Source organism: Colwellia sp., from assembly GCF_013215345.1.
Lineage (GTDB): Bacteria > Pseudomonadota > Gammaproteobacteria > Enterobacterales > Alteromonadaceae > Colwellia.
Genome location: NZ_JABSOV010000098.1, coordinates 1 through 14,227, shown reverse-complemented (window position 1 = coordinate 14,227; position 14,227 = coordinate 1). Strand labels below are relative to the sequence as shown.

Below are 14,227 nucleotides of genomic sequence, written 5' to 3'. Positions count from 1 at the left end.
CTTTCAAATCGTTTTTAGTCGAAAGATCTGATCGCAAGGTGGGCAGTTAGTTCAATCCTTATCCAGTTTTCAGGTTATCTACATATTTTCTGACACTTGACATATCGCTTTCAAATTTATACCTGCATGACGGGAATGGTTAGCCATGAAATTAAAGATTCTGTGATAGTGCTTCATAAAGGTAATTTAACTTTTTACCCTGACTTCCAAGAAGCGATAGAGATTTATAAAAGCCTTTAAACTAACATCCCAAACCGCTAGTCTTTTTGTCATGCTCGTGGTGTCTAGTAGGGGACGGAATCTATAGTTTAAGTGACTAGATTCCCGACAATAGACCTCGGGAATGCTGGCGGGTTAATTTGTGTCTTCTAGCCAATTACTCGCTTTATATTGATATTTAAAACTACTCTTTAAATATCGTTTTAATAATATATGCTTCTAAATTATTAGCGATATGCTTCTCTAGCCTTGGAGTTAACATCGACTCTTGTTGGGCTGATATTTTAAAAGGGAAAAGTAATTGTTGTGTGGTGTTTTCGCCATCACTAACACTAATATGAATATTACCTCTTAGCCAAAACCAGCCACCTTGAGATAAAACCGGTTGTTGTTCTACTTTTCCCTGTAATACTATTGGAGAAGTTTGAGATAATTTTACACCTAAAGTGGCGGCAGATGCACTTAACTGTTTACGTAGAAAACTGTCATCACTACTTATTTTGAAGCTAATTGTGGCTAGTGATGTCTTTATTAAATTTTCGATATCGGCACTGGTGGTTTGTGACATTATGCCTTTCTTGGCTACTAGCACTAAGCTTCTATTATCATTTTCACGCTGTTGTTGGGCAATATGAGCTTGCTCAAGAGCTTTTAACGCTTTAAAAAAATTAGGCGCTTCATTCTTGGCATAGGACAAATTACCTGACACTTTACGATCAAGTTGTCTGATTGATTCTCTAAATACTTTAGCTGCGGGTAACTTTTCCATTACTGCGACCGCATAACTTTGCCCTTGTGGCTCTTGATATGTCTCTTTAATTACCGCGCCTTTTAATTGTTGGTTAGCTTTTGCTGAAATAAAACGCGTTACTTCATTGTTAGTTTTTCCTTGTTCAGTGGAAAAATGGCTTTTATCTATTTGTTCTTCGGTTATTGAAACTGAAAATATACGTGCTAAATTCGCTAAGGCTATTTGCTTTGCTTGTTCAATATCACGGCCTTGACCAACGGCAGCTAAGTATTGGCTGTCAGGGTAAGCTTTTGCTGGCTGAGAGAGCCATAGTGGCGGTTGATTTTGTGTTGAGCTACAAGCAACAATACTTAATACCATTAAAATACTTAAAAGTTTTTTCATTTTTTATCCTTTTGCTGTTTATGCAATTAATATAATCACGTTAAAATCTCGCTATATGTATTTTATTTGTCAAGCTAGAGAGAAGAACTACCGCGTTCTTTTTAGTTGAATTATTTATTTTTGCTATATTCTTTCTGATTTTTTCCACTGTCGTAGGACTTACTTTCAATATATCTTCATGCAATGCTCTTGATTTAGCAGTCATACTCTTTGTTATATGCTTTCTTGAAATCGCTCCTTCGATATTTTCTTCAGCTGAAAGCTGGTTGTCAGCAGTACTATTGTCAATAATCTTGCTTTCAAGGGGGTCTATCTCTTGCACTTGCTCTATTTGCTGATCGTTAGTTGCATCGATAAATAGTTGGCCGTATCTGCTGGATAATTGTAAAGTCGCAGCTGTTTCATAACTGACGGCAATTTGAATTGAAGAGGGCAACAGGCTCCAGTGACGAAGATCGGCAACTTCAGAGATAATAGTCAAAATATTTGCGAAAGCGCCAAGTACATTATCTTTTTTATTTAGTTCTTTAACTGTTTGGAATTTAGCGCCTGCTCTAGCAAGTGCCATAGCCGATATAACGGGCATTCTTGCTTGTAGGTCCTCTCTGGCTCGTTTTTCAATAGACTCTATACTTTGAGTAACTATTTCTCCCTCCTGAGAATGAATGTAAAAAGGATATTCAACATAGTTATTTCGGGGGAACTTTGGTAGTGCTACTGATAAGTAGACATCATCTATATCCCACCAAAGTGTTGATTTAGCTTGCTGCATTTGTGTGACAACACCGTCAAAAGCAAAAACAAACTGTTTATTGGTATAGTGCTTAGATAAACCTCGACTAAATTGTTTTTGGTAATCTTTTGATTCATCTGCTAGGCCAACACGCGAAGTTAAGTCAATAAGACTTTGTTGCAAGGGGGCGGGTATTGTTTCTTTTCGTGTTGTTAAAATATTAAACGCCATTCGATAACTGATTAGTGCGCTATCATATTCGTCATTTAATTCATAAATAACACCTGCTAAATAACGAACAAAGGCTAACTGGCCGTGTGAGCTTTTCGTGTCAGCTCCAGCTAACTTATTCATTTGAGTATCGGCTTGTAATATCTCAACTCTAGCGCCATTGAGATCATTATTTAACAGGTAAGCCATTGCCATCATACCATGTACTAATACTTGGTCTGTCGGCCAACCCGAATAGTTTCTAAAGGTTTCATTGACGGTAGCAGAGGCTAAATTTTCAGATATTGATATCGCTTGTAAAGAAGCCATGGTCTGCTTGGCTTTTTCAAAATTAGTTATCGCATTTTGATAGTCACCACTGACAAGTTGTAAGTAACCTAAGTTTAGCTCGTGCTGTGCACTACTTCGCCGATCAACTTTTATTGCTTCGAGTTTAGTTAATGCAGTTTCAATGGGTAGATTATGTCTGAGTTGATTCGCAACCTCAGACACATCTCTATTATTTGCAGCGCATCCAGATAAAATAAAGCAAAATAAAGCCAATAAAAATATTGAAGGTTTTACTGTCGTTACTATGGCTAAATTACCCAATGAATGCTCCTTGTTAGTCGAGTGTTTTTAATAGCGAAGTTTAGAATTTTCTACTAACTTTTTAATTTTTTCTTGTCCTACCCATACTTTCCGATTATCAGCCAAACTAATCAGTGTTAAATCGACTTGGTAATAACGAAGTTGTGTTGAAGCATTAGCATCGATAATGGTATTGATTTGACCTGTAAGCATGTAATCAGCACCTATTTCTTGACCTGCGGCATTACGAGTTGCTTCCGTTGAGTTCAGGTCTTGATCTTTACGTTCGTCTCTTATATCTCCTCGCTGTTTGGCTGACGCGACGAATTCAACCATGCCTGAGTTGATAAGCTCTCTTTCAATATCACTAACAAATGTATTGGTATTAATGTGCTCGTGAGTTAGGTTCTTAATACTACCTACTATTACCGTAGGTGGTTTTCCGTGTTTGCTGACATGGCGATTTATCCAAGGGCGATTAAGTACGTCGGCCACCATAGTTTCAGCTGTCATGCGTGAATCAGAATCATTCCAAGCGCCACTTAAATCTATGGTTTCTGATGAATCAATGCGTTGAACTTTTGTACCACTACAAGCTGATAATATTACTACGCTTAAAATTATTGCTAAAAGCTTCATTCGTTATTCCCCTTAGTGAAGCGTTCAAAGTTTGCTTCTAAATTTTTCTCTGTATATTGCTTAAATGATTGGTTAATTTTGTCAGCGTTACTTATTGATGCTTCAAGTGTATTTAAATTTAACTCGGCGAAAGAGTAAACCAAACCTGAATTTATATCTCGCCAACTACCTATAATTACGGCACCAGATAAAGCGGCTTTAGTTGATGACTTAATCGTTTTTTCAACCGACATATCAAAGCCTTCACCGTTACTTGCGGAGTAATCTGCTAGTGTTGAGTCGATGAAAGTTGACATGATTCTAGCAACTTCTGCTCTTGCCCTGTTATCAGCCGTGGATTTTTGTAAAGATATATCCCCCATGGCAGGTGCTGATCCAACTCCATGAATTAATTGACCATTTTCATTGCTAACTGTGTTGGTTCCGTTATTTACCCAAGCAGGAGCGTCTTTTAACCCCATATCTGACTCAATATCAGTACTAGATTTTTTACTTGAACAGCCAGTAGCGACCAATAAAACCGCAACCAATAAAAGTATATTCCTCATGTTGAACTCCATATCCTAAAGTGAAAATTGATAAAACTGTAACAGCATTAACTGATAAGTGGTATTTTTTAGCTTTCTAAAGCGTAATCAAGCAGTTGCTCAGTTTAAATAGTAATGAGTAATGTAAACAAAGCGTAATTTTTAGCTTGATCTGCTTTTGTAAGCGTAGATAAGTCAATTAGAACCTTGTTTATGGTGGGTAGCAAGCAGCTAACTGTATAAAAAGTGTAATATTTTGCAATACAATGATTACTGTTAAGGCTGATCTAGAATAAGTCAGCAATTTTTAAAGGCCGATATACTGCTATAAAATTTATGCTATTGCAGAGAACAAGCCATGCTGATGTCATTACAACAAGCAAGAATTAGTGCGAAAATTGCTTTTTTTATGCTATTTATCTTTGCACCACTCTTAAACATTTTTCGCTTTGACTTAACCTTGGGTCACTTTATTATTTTGGGTCAGGCATGGACCATCAGAATTGATTCAATTTTGTATGGCGGTGGCGATAGCATTGATGTCGCTATTAAAATATTTAGCCGTGTGCTGCTTCCTGGCTTTGCCTTTGTTGCAATATCAGCGCTGTTGATCTGGAAGTTTGGTGTATTTACTGTGGTTGGCTTTGTCCGCATTTTTCTGTGGTGGAGTTGGTTAATGATTTAATGATGAAGCAATTAAATAGAGTCACGGTTTGGGAAAAGGCCAGCATTGCCAATAAACAAGTTCTGCCGAGAGTTATATGTTGCCAACGATACCCTTGTTACAAGACTTAGTGACATTTAATTTATCCTATTTTTAATTATTTCCTTTCAAAGGGAATAAATGCAAATAGGTGCTAATTCAGCTATAAGTATAGCCGTGATCTTAGGGTCACGGTTTTTTTTTAGCTTAAAAAATGCCCGCTAAAATTGTCTATACTGGTATAACGTTATTGAGTTAATTAACAGCTGAGCTGTTATACCAATTCCATTAAATTATTGCTCACTTGTGCTGGTTAAAATACGCCAAGGCGGCGTAGCTCTCAATCCCAATAGCCAGCTATTGGTCAATCGAGCGCCTTGCTTTGATTTATTTTTCCTACACACATCTAGATCACAAACTTAATGGAACTGGTATTATACTAATGAAGTAAGGTTATAGAGATGGTATTAAAAGTTACTCATAAAGTAATCATAGGTTTTGCCATTATTTTGCTACTACTATTATTTTCTAGTATTAGTTCAGTAGGAATTTTAAGTGATATTAAAATTGCTACGGCGAAGGTAGATAACTTTGCTCTGCCATTGCAAGGTTATGCGAATAATGTGCAAAAGCAATTACTTAAACAGGCCAAGTTGGAAGCGTTAATTGTTACTCAGTCAACGGTAAGTGCCATTAAAACTATTGAGCAAAACTTTGCTCAACAAAATTTACTGCTAATCAAAAACAGCCAGTTAATAACAAAAATGCTGGTTAGCTTTCCAGCCATTGATAATTTAAGTCATTTCACTACAACTTATAATGCCTATACCCAGTCTGTTGCACTTATGTTTACTTATAAAAAAGCACAATTAACTGAAACCATCCAACTTAACGAGCAGCAAAAAGCCCTCTATAATATTTTAGATGAGGCCAGTGCTATTTTAGGAGATTTATCCTTTTTAGAAGATACGCAAAATCAGCGGCAGATCGAGCGTATTATTGGTTCAGCTAGCCAAATAGAGGGTTACTTGTTTAATTTAACCGATGCGACTAAGGCGATACTAACTATTAATAGTATTGAAGAAGTCACCATGTCTCAGCAAGATATTGATTTTGGTTTAGATAATATTACTCAGTTATTAACTTTTTTAAGCCGCCTAGGTGAAGATTATGATACCGGTGGTTTAATAGATCAGTTTATTGACGAGTTTACGCGTTCAAAGTCTATGCTGCGTAGTGATAATAATATATTTACCTTAAAAATATCACAACTTGAACATAGAGACTTGTTTAATAAAGCTTATAAAAATTCCGATCAACATATCAATGATGCTAGCGACGATATTGATATTTTTTTACAAGTACTAGATAAAAACTTAGCACAACTGCAAGCGGATATATTTGACAATGTTGAGCAAGGTAATATAGAAACGCTAGTTGTTTTTATTGTCTTGTTTATTGTTGGTGCGGGTATTGCCGCTATTACTATTCGGAGCATGATAGGCCCTTTAACAGGTATTAACAAAGTGTTAGCGCAAATAGCCAAAGGTGATTTGTCACGCCAGTTAACCGTTCGTTCAGAAGATGAATATGGTGAACTTTCAAAAAATGTTAATTTAGTGGTTGCCGATTTAACGGCATTAATAACCAATATTTCTAATTATACTCATTCACTTAATGATGCCGCGGAACAATCCAGCAATAAAACCGCGCAAGTGACTTCCGCTTTATCTTTGCAACAGCAAACAATTATGCAAGCTACAGCACAAACCGATGACTTGGAGTTGAGTGCTGAAAATATTTTGAAAAAAGCGACCAATGCCGAACAAAAAATGACTAATGCCTTGGCGCAAAGTAATAAACTTGAAAATATAGCCAAGCTTACCAATGAACGCATGAAAAATTTAACTACCATGCTTGATAATACCTCAGAGGTTATGGCGGTTTTACAACAAAAATCTCTCGATATTAGCGGTATATTAGATGCTATTAGCAGTATTTCAGCACAGACTAATTTGTTGGCATTAAATGCAGCGATAGAAGCTGCAAGGGCAGGGGACTCTGGTCGAGGTTTTGCTGTGGTTGCTGATGAGGTACGTTTACTGGCTAGCAGAACACAGGAATCTGCCAATGAAATTCAAGTGATGATTGAGTCGTTACAAGGCCAAACTAAAAAAGCAGTAGCGGATATTATTCAAGGAGAAAATGAAGCGAACAACTGTCAAGAACATACGGTTGAGCTTTTGGCCATATTGTCTTTAATCCATCAAGCTATAGAAGAAATGCATATCATGAGCCAGGATATATCGCAGTCAGCTACCCAGCAAAATGGCTTGAGTAATGATATAAAGCAGAGTATTGATGCGGTTGTTGATTTAGGCCAGAAAAGTAGTGAATTGTCGTCCTCAACACTGAAATATAGTAAGCAGGTTGCTGAATTAGCCACTAAGTTAGATGCAGCTATTGGTACCTTCAAAGTTTCTTAGTAAAAGTGATTTTTAGAAAGGCGACAATAGCTATTCACAGGTAACTTTTTTCAGCCTGTATTTTTCAAGGCTATTTTTTTAAGTATAGAGATAATGTGAAAAAATGTTATTCAATGCATTTTAACCTATTTCCTCTTCGTTTTAACGAAAACAGTTTTATCCTTTCGAGACTAGCTGTTACTTTCCAACTAACTTTATTCAAGTTCACTTAATTTAGCTCATTAAATTTAAGCAAACTTAACCTGATGAGGATTTAATTATCTCTACTTCAAATATACAAACATTGCTACATAAGGGTAAAAGCTTATTCGTCTCGGTAATGGTAATGCTCAGCTTATCATTAAGCCCAGTACTAACAGCACATGCGACTAGCCAGTCTAGTGAACAAAACAGTGGTCATGAACGTAAGTTGGCTATTGATGAGAAGAACACCACTAAACACAGTACTAAGGTCAATGGCAAAAAATTTAAATACACAGCCACTACGGGGACACAACCGGTATGGGATGAAGATGGTAATCCAACGGCGAGTTTGTTTTATACCTATTACCAACGCAGTGATGTAAAAGATACCGCAAAACGTCCATTGGTGATTTCTTTTAATGGTGGTCCAGGCTCTGCTTCGGTATGGATGCATGTAGCTTATACTGGTCCTAGAGTATTGAATGTTGATAATGAAGGTTATCCGTTACAGCCTTATGGCGTAAAAACTAATCCTTATTCAATTTTAGATGTCGCTGATATCGTTTTTGTTAATCCGGTTAATACCGGCTATTCACGCGTATTGCCAGATAAAGACGGTAAAATGCCAACTAAAGAGCAACAAAAGAAAATGTTCTTTGGTGTTAACGCGGATATTAAATATTTGGCAGAATGGGTAAATACTTTTGTTAGTCGTAATAACCGCTGGCGCTCACCTAAATATTTAATTGGTGAAAGCTATGGCACCACACGTGTTGCTGGTTTAGCTAAAGAATTACAGTCACGTCAGTGGATGTACGTTAACGGTGTGATTCTAGTATCACCAACTGATATTGGTATTAAACGTGATGGTCCGGTAAAAGCGGCGAACAGACTACCTTATTTTGCCGCAGCTGCTTGGTATCATAAAGCGCTAACGCCTGAGTTGCAGAAAAAACCTCTAACTGAGTTACTGGCCGAAGTTGAACGGTTTACTGTCGGTGAATACCTGCCAGCGTTAGCAAAAGGTGGTTTTATCTCAGTACAAGAGAAGCAGAATATCGCTGAGCAAGTAGCGAAATATTCCGGCTTATCAGTGAGCGCCGTGGTTAATAATAACTTAGATGTTGATAATAACTTTTTCTGGAAAGAGTTATTACGCGACAGAAAACAAACTATTGGTCGTTTAGATTCTCGTTATTTAGGCATTGATAAAAAAGTTGCCGGTTCACGCCCTGATTATAACGCGGAGTTAAGCTCATGGTTACACAGCTTTACCCCGGCAATTAACTATTATTTACGCGAAGAGTTAGCTTATAAAACAGACATTAAGTACAACATGTTTGGTAATGTTCATCCGTGGGATCGTACTGGTAATAAAGCCGGCGAAGGGCTTCGTTCTGCTATGGCACAAAACCCTTACCTACAAGTGATGATTCAATCAGGTTACTTTGATGGCGCGACTAACTATTTTGATGCTAAATATACACTATGGCAACTAGACCCAAGCGGTTTGATGAAAGACAGGTTGTCATTTAAAGGTTATGAAAGTGGTCATATGATGTATTTACGCCATGAAGATTTACGACAATCAAATCAAGATATTCGTGACTTCATCAAAAAAAGTTTACCGGCTAAAGGGCAAGCGGCCAAGTATTAATAAATTGTCGATAAATTAATCTATTGGTTAGTAATGAGTTAAATGAAAAGCTTAGTCAATAATTTGGCTAAGCTTTTTTGTTGTTTGCGCCTTCTATAAAAGTGCAGGTGAGGCCAATAGATTATATATTGATTTCTTTTTAGTCGAAATCGCTGTATAATGCGCGCAAAATTATAGCCCTATTTCGGTAATCCGCTGGAATAGCGATTAACGATAGTAACAGCGAGTAAAGCCTGTGTTAGATAAATTAAGAAATGTGGCAATTATTGCTCACGTTGACCACGGAAAAACCACTTTAGTTGATAAATTACTTGAACAATCAGGTACTTTAGATGCGCGTGCTGGCCATGACGAACGTGTTATGGATTCAAACGATATTGAAAAAGAACGTGGTATTACTATTTTAGCTAAAAATACCGCTGTTAACTGGGGCGACTACCGTGTAAACATCGTAGATACTCCTGGCCATGCTGATTTTGGTGGTGAAGTAGAACGTGTTATGTCAATGGTTGATTCAGTACTATTGATTGTTGATGCACAAGAAGGCCCTATGCCACAAACGCGTTTTGTTACGCAAAAAGCATTTGCTCAAGGTTTAAGACCAATTCTTGTTATCAACAAAGTTGATAAGCCTGGTTCTCGTCCTGATTGGGTTATGGATCAAGTTTTCGAATTGTTCGATAACTTAGGTGCTACTGATGAACAACTTGACTTTAAAGTTGTTTACGCTTCAGCAATCAACGGTTGGGCTTCTTTAGAAGAAGGCGTTGTTGGTACTGATATGACACCTTTATTTGATACTATTATCTCTGAAGTACCGGCACCAGATGCCGATCCTGAAGGCGCATTCCAAATGCAAATCTCTCAACTTGATTACAGCTCATACTTAGGTGTAATCGGTGTTGGTCGTATTAAGCGTGGTAGTGTTAAGCCAAATCAACAAGTAACTATACAACTAGCTAGTGGCGGCGTACATAACGCTAAAGTAGGTAAAGTATTTGGTTACTTAGGCCTAGAACGTCATGATATTGAAGAAGGTTTTGCTGGTGATATCATTGCGGTTACCGGTTTAGGTGAATTGAAAATTTCAGATACCGTTTGTTGTCCTAAAGAAGTAGAAGGCCTGCCTGCGTTATCTATTGATGAACCAACCATCAACATGACTTTCCAAGTAAATACTTCACCATTCTGTGGTAAAGAAGGTAAGTTCGTAACTTCGCGCAACATTAAAGAGCGTTTAGAAAAAGAGTTAGTTCACAACGTAGCATTGCGTGTTGAGCAGTTACCTGATCCTGATAAATTTAAAGTGTCAGGCCGTGGTGAACTTCACTTAGGTATCTTAATTGAAAACATGCGTCGTGAAGGTTTTGAGTTAGCTGTTTCGCGTCCAGAAGTTATTGAACGTATGGTTGATGGTGTATTACAAGAACCTTATGAAACAGTAACTATTGATGTTGAAGAGCAACATCAAGGTTCGATCATGGAAAAAATGGGTATACGTAAAGCTGAATTAACTGACATGGCACCTGATGGTACTGGTCGTATTCGCATGGATTTCATTATGCCAAGTCGTGGTTTAATTGGTTTCCAAACTGAATTTATGACGTTAACGTCAGGCTCTGGTTTGATTTACCATACGTTCTTCGAATATGGTCCTCATAAAGGTGGCGATATTGGCCAACGTAAAAATGGTGTAATGGTTGCTAACGCAACTGGTAAAGCGCTTACTAACGCTATCTTCAACTTACAGTCACGTGGCCGTATGATGATTGGGCACGGTATTGATGTATATGAAGGTCAAGTTATTGGTATTCATAGCCGCGATAACGATTTAACTGTTAATGCACTTAAAGGCAAGCAGTTAACTAACGTTCGTTCTTCAGGTACTGATGAAGCACAAACATTAACTCCACCTATCTTAATGTCTTTAGAGCAAGCTTTAGAGTTTATCGATAATGATGAGTTGGTAGAAGTAACACCTCTGAATATTCGTATTCGTAAAAAATCCTTAAAAGAAAATGAACGTAAACGCGAAGGTAGAGGCAGTAAGTAATTACTGACTACCTTAGTAACGTTTAAAAAAAACGCCTATCACGAAAGTGATAGGCGTTTTTTATTATCTAAAGCTAATACAGGAAGTACGGGTGTCATGAAGACATGACGTTACATGGAGGTAACTTATTAAACAATGCAGATGGTACAGGACGTACCTTATGAAGATAATGAAGACGTGGCATGGATGCGACTTATTAGAGAATGCAGGACGCTCATTCTCCTGAGCAATTATCTTGACGCACATTCTCCTAATGTCTAGGAGGGTAAATTCCCCGGTGTAAGACATATCTGCAATTGTTGTCAGTGTTGTCGACAAAGAGGCTAGCTTATTGTTATTAAGTAACTGTTTTATGGCACCAAACAGTTAAGTGGAAATAAGATATTAATACCTTGTTACTTCTACTTTAAAAATAAAGCAGCAGAGTTGTTTATTTGTAACTACGCTTAAAGTTATCAAGCAGCAGCAAACCCCTGCTTTATTAGCCAACAAAAGGAATTGTATTATGTCCCCAGCACAATTAAAAAAACTTCAAGAGCTAAGTCAAATTTTCAGTCAAGGTAAAGCTAACCCAAAACAAATCCAACAGCTATCCGCTTTATTGGCGGAAATTAATCGTTATGATGAAAAAGAGCCAACAGCGGAAAATGAGCATGTTAGCTTTATTGCCGCACCGCGCTTTGGTTGATAAGCTGGGGATAAATGACTCAGCTCATTAAGCGTTATTTTTATAGGTTGCCGCATCTATAATTGACCATAAATGAAATATTCCAGCAATAATTGCTGGAATCACCAGCCACCACAGCGCATAACCACCGACACAGACAATGGCAAAAATTATTGCTGCCATTAGCCTACCTTGTACCAGTTGCCCCAAACCAGGGAAAAATACATTACAAATAGCGGAAATTACATTTCCCGCCGAACCTTGAATCGCCATCAATTACTCCGTTATTATTACTATACCCATGATACTTCAATATGCGAGTTTCAGGGTGCCTGAGCGATTCATGATCAAGGCGCACCTTTTTATTAATGGCTATACCCTTAAAAAGAGATGCAACGATGAACATGATTTGTTCAGACTCCCCCGTAGGGCTGGTTTATAAACGTTTTATGCTGCGTTATTGATTTCGACAATAACGCTACATGGATGTAGCTTATTCGATAATGCAGGAGCAATTATCCTGAATAACTATTCTCTTCAATCAATTCCTTACCTAAAGACGTTTCTAATTCCAGCTGAATCCTACATCTTGAGGTAACATGGGTATAATACCAGTATCATACTGGCTAATTCATTAACGCTATCTTAATATATGCAACAAATATGACAAATCAGTAAATTGTTAACAAATATGAGTGCATTCAAGCAAACAAGTATTGGCGAGTATTGGCATAAACATAAAGGGCTACTGTTTTATTTTAGCCGACGTGTTAAACGTGAACAAATTCAGGTAGTCGCGGGTTATCTATCTTATGTTTGTTTGATGTCATTAGTACCGCTAATAGTCGTCATGTTATCTGTAATGACCGCTTTTCCACTGTTTGCGGAACTGCAACAGACCGTTGAACAATTTGTTTATCAAAACTTTGTCCCTGCAGCTGGCGATGTGGTACAAGAATATTTAACCGGCTTTGTCGCCAATGCTTCAAAAATGTCTGCTGTCGCTATATCATTCTTGTTTGTCGCGGCACTATTACTGATTTCTTCAATTGATAATACCTTTAACAAAATTTGGCGAGTAACCGATAAACGCCGGACGATAACCTCATTCGCCATGTATTGGATGGTATTAACGTTAGGACCAATATTGGTTGGTGCTAGTATTGCCTTATCTTCTTATATAGTGTCGATAGTCGCGGTTGATCAGTATGATGTTTTAGGTTTATTTGATGTTTTTTTACGACTACTACCATTATTATCTTCTATTATTGCCTTTGTTATTCTCTACATGGCTGTGCCTAATAAAGCGGTACCTTTTAAGTACGCAATATCGGGCGCATTTGTGGCAGGGGTGTTATTCGAATTTGCGAAAAAAGCTTTTGCCTTATATATTGCAGCATTTCCTTCTTACCAAGTAATTTATGGTGCATTGGCTACCATTCCAATTATTTTTTTATGGGTCTATGTTTCTTGGCTTATTGTCTTGGTGGGAGCCATGATAACCGTATCTTTACAAGAGTACCCTTTGTTGAAAGAGCAAAGGTTGAAAGAACAAGCGTTAAAAGAACAAATACCTAAAGAAGAAAACCTACCACCAACAAATGAAGAGCAAATGAAATGATAGCTTTGCTACAGCGTGTCAGTCAGGCAAGCGTTACTGTTGATAGCCAAGTCATTGGCGAGATTAGTCATGGCTTATTAGTGTTTCTTGCTATTGAACCAGAAGATAATGAAGCTAAGGCCAAACGTTTAGCACAGCGTGTTGCCGGTTATCGTGTTTTTAGCGATGAAAATGACAAAATGAATTTAAATGTTAAGCAAGCAGGTGGCGATATCTTAGTGGTATCTCAATTTACCCTAGCTGCAGATACGAATTCAGGCTTGCGACCTAGCTTTTCTACCGTAGCAAACCCTGAGTTGAGCAATACCTTGTATCAGTATTTTGTTGGGCAATTACGCCAACAAGGCTTTAAAGTGCCTACAGGGGAGTTTGCCGCAGATATGAAAGTAGCACTGCTAAACGATGGCCCAGTGACTTTTACCCTGACTATATGAATATTGGATTTAATCTTTTATCCGATAAAGCGGTAAATGATGTACTGTTTGTTTTTTAGCTAATTAGGCTATCACTTTTGTGTAAGTGGTGTTATAATCTCGCGCCCGTTAAGTTTGAGTTATGACTTTTATGTCTAAATTCTAACCGAAACGGGGGTCTTTCAAAAGGCAGTGACGGGTCAAATTTCTGGCCTTGAATTATAATTTATCTTTTGTTTTTGTTGAGATTTATCTCAATTTAAAAAAGATGACAATGGAGCAAAAATCAATGATCCAAATGCAATCACAGCTAAATGTTGCTGATAACAGTGGCGCTAAGCGTGTTCAATGTATAAAGGTTCTTGGTGGCTCGCACCGTCGCTATGCACG

The 14,227-nt window shown here is 37.6% G+C and carries 14 protein-coding genes; 9 read left to right on the top strand and 5 right to left on the bottom strand.

All coding sequences use genetic code 11. From position 1 onward, the window contains the following. Positions 1-403: 403 nt before the first annotated feature. From HRT50_RS13885 to HRT50_RS13870, 4 genes are read right to left on the bottom strand one after another with little or no spacing between them, the layout of a single operon-like run. On the bottom strand, positions 404-1,354 hold the full coding sequence (locus tag HRT50_RS13885; protein ID WP_291615479.1) for an LPP20 family lipoprotein: 951 nt from the start codon (positions 1,352-1,354) through the stop codon (positions 404-406). Between the two features lie 40 nt (positions 1,355-1,394). Beyond that, the gene (locus HRT50_RS13880) at positions 1,395-2,909 is read right to left on the bottom strand and encodes a hypothetical protein (RefSeq protein WP_291615477.1); all 1,515 of its coding nucleotides are present in this window, start codon (positions 2,907-2,909) and stop codon (positions 1,395-1,397) included. Positions 2,910-2,936: 27 nt separating this feature from the next. Further along, complete coding sequence (locus HRT50_RS13875) at positions 2,937-3,527, bottom strand: penicillin-binding protein activator LpoB (RefSeq protein WP_291615475.1); 591 nt, start codon at positions 3,525-3,527, stop codon at positions 2,937-2,939. After that, positions 3,524-4,075 carry a hypothetical protein gene (locus HRT50_RS13870; RefSeq protein WP_291615473.1) on the bottom strand — a complete coding sequence of 184 codons (552 nt, stop codon included), beginning with the start codon at positions 4,073-4,075 and terminating at the stop codon, positions 3,524-3,526. Before HRT50_RS13870 ends, HRT50_RS13875 begins: the two co-directional genes overlap by 4 nt. Positions 4,076-4,418: 343 nt before the next feature. Here HRT50_RS13870 and HRT50_RS13865 point away from each other — a divergent pair, with 343 nt between their 5' ends. From HRT50_RS13865 to HRT50_RS13845, 6 genes are all read left to right on the top strand, one after another. Next, entirely contained in the window at positions 4,419-4,739 is a 321-nt protein-coding gene (locus tag HRT50_RS13865; protein ID WP_291615471.1) for a hypothetical protein, read from the top strand. Beyond that, positions 4,652-4,849 (top strand): 4Fe-4S binding protein, encoded by a 198-nt coding sequence (locus HRT50_RS18890; protein ID WP_367238881.1) that lies wholly within the window; start codon positions 4,652-4,654, stop codon positions 4,847-4,849. Before HRT50_RS13865 ends, HRT50_RS18890 begins: the two co-directional genes overlap by 88 nt. Positions 4,850-5,218: 369 nt before the next feature. Further along, entirely contained in the window at positions 5,219-7,243 is a 2,025-nt protein-coding gene (locus HRT50_RS13860) for a methyl-accepting chemotaxis protein (RefSeq protein WP_291615469.1), read from the top strand. A 319-nt stretch (positions 7,244-7,562) separates the two neighbouring features. After that, positions 7,563-9,083, top strand: coding sequence for a carboxypeptidase (locus HRT50_RS13855; RefSeq protein WP_291615467.1), 1,521 nt, complete (start codon positions 7,563-7,565; stop codon positions 9,081-9,083). Positions 9,084-9,318: 235 nt separating this feature from the next. Further along, positions 9,319-11,136, top strand: a complete 1,818-nt coding sequence (typA, locus tag HRT50_RS13850; protein WP_291615465.1) for a translational GTPase TypA — start codon at positions 9,319-9,321, stop codon at positions 11,134-11,136. A gap of 505 nt (positions 11,137-11,641) precedes the next feature. After that, positions 11,642-11,824, top strand: coding sequence for a hypothetical protein (locus HRT50_RS13845; RefSeq protein ID WP_291615463.1), 183 nt, complete (start codon positions 11,642-11,644; stop codon positions 11,822-11,824). A gap of 27 nt (positions 11,825-11,851) precedes the next feature. Here the strand turns inward: HRT50_RS13845 and HRT50_RS13840 are convergent, their stop codons facing one another. Next, a complete protein-coding gene (locus tag HRT50_RS13840) occupies positions 11,852-12,076 on the bottom strand; it encodes a hypothetical protein (protein ID WP_291615461.1) in 225 nt (74 codons plus the stop codon). Positions 12,077-12,494: 418 nt separating this feature from the next. On the opposite strand from HRT50_RS13840, the gene HRT50_RS13835 reads away from it, so the two are divergent. The 3 genes from HRT50_RS13835 to HRT50_RS13825 all read left to right on the top strand — a co-directional run. Further along, on the top strand, positions 12,495-13,424 hold the full coding sequence (locus HRT50_RS13835) for a virulence factor BrkB family protein (protein ID WP_291615459.1): 930 nt from the start codon (positions 12,495-12,497) through the stop codon (positions 13,422-13,424). After that, positions 13,421-13,858 carry a D-aminoacyl-tRNA deacylase gene (gene dtd / locus HRT50_RS13830; RefSeq protein WP_291615457.1) on the top strand — a complete coding sequence of 146 codons (438 nt, stop codon included), beginning with the start codon at positions 13,421-13,423 and terminating at the stop codon, positions 13,856-13,858. Before HRT50_RS13835 ends, dtd begins: the two co-directional genes overlap by 4 nt. Positions 13,859-14,126: 268 nt before the next feature. Then, positions 14,127-14,227 (top strand): uL14 family ribosomal protein (locus HRT50_RS13825; RefSeq protein WP_291615481.1); only part of this gene is annotated, 101 nt, incomplete at its 3' end.

Coding starts and splice junctions, on each gene's coding strand:
- HRT50_RS13885 (WP_291615479.1), bottom strand. CDS start 1,354: ATGAAAAAACTTTTAAGTATTTTAATGGTATTAAGTATTGTTGCTTGT.
- HRT50_RS13875 (WP_291615475.1), bottom strand. CDS start 3,527: ATGAAGCTTTTAGCAATAATTTTAAGCGTAGTAATATTATCAGCTTGT.
- HRT50_RS13870 (WP_291615473.1), bottom strand. CDS start 4,075: ATGAGGAATATACTTTTATTGGTTGCGGTTTTATTGGTCGCTACTGGC.
- HRT50_RS13865 (WP_291615471.1), top strand. CDS start 4,419: ATGTCATTACAACAAGCAAGAATTAGTGCGAAAATTGCTTTTTTTATG.
- HRT50_RS13860 (WP_291615469.1), top strand. CDS start 5,219: ATGGTATTAAAAGTTACTCATAAAGTAATCATAGGTTTTGCCATTATT.
- HRT50_RS13855 (WP_291615467.1), top strand. CDS start 7,563: ATGGTAATGCTCAGCTTATCATTAAGCCCAGTACTAACAGCACATGCG.
- HRT50_RS13845 (WP_291615463.1), top strand. CDS start 11,642: ATGTCCCCAGCACAATTAAAAAAACTTCAAGAGCTAAGTCAAATTTTC.
- HRT50_RS13840 (WP_291615461.1), bottom strand. CDS start 12,076: ATGGCGATTCAAGGTTCGGCGGGAAATGTAATTTCCGCTATTTGTAAT.
- HRT50_RS13835 (WP_291615459.1), top strand. CDS start 12,495: ATGAGTGCATTCAAGCAAACAAGTATTGGCGAGTATTGGCATAAACAT.
- dtd (WP_291615457.1), top strand. CDS start 13,421: ATGATAGCTTTGCTACAGCGTGTCAGTCAGGCAAGCGTTACTGTTGAT.